Origin of the sequence: Pseudomonas sp. BJa3 (assembly GCF_026343815.1) — a bacterium.
GTDB classification, from domain to species: domain Bacteria; phylum Pseudomonadota; class Gammaproteobacteria; order Pseudomonadales; family Pseudomonadaceae; genus Aquipseudomonas; species Aquipseudomonas soli.
The window spans coordinates 1-260 of sequence record NZ_JAOXMC010000313.1 but is presented as its reverse complement, the minus strand read 5'-3'; the positions used below and the strand labels follow the sequence as shown (position 1 = coordinate 260).

Sequence of the window (260 nt, the reverse complement as noted above, 5' to 3'; positions counted from 1 at the left end):
CAGGCCACCACCAAGCGCTTTGGCCTGATGTATGCCGCCAGCAATGGCTGGTCGCCGTACATCAGCTACAGCGAGTCGTTCACGCCGGTGGCCGGCACTACGCGCAACACGCCCGACGGCGCGGTGCCCGAGCTGTACAAGCCGCTGCGCGGCAAGCAGTGGGAGGCGGGCGTCAAGTACCAGTCCGCCGACGGCGGCCACCTGGCCACGGCGTCGGTGTACGACCTGCGCGAGAAAAACCGCCTGGTGCCGGATCCGAC

1 protein-coding gene is annotated in these 260 nt (G+C 68.5%); it reads left to right on the top strand.

Annotated features, from left to right (window positions below):
• Positions 1-260, top strand: a 260-nt coding sequence (locus OH705_RS27845) for a TonB-dependent receptor domain-containing protein (protein WP_267303515.1), incomplete at both ends; no start/stop codon positions are given.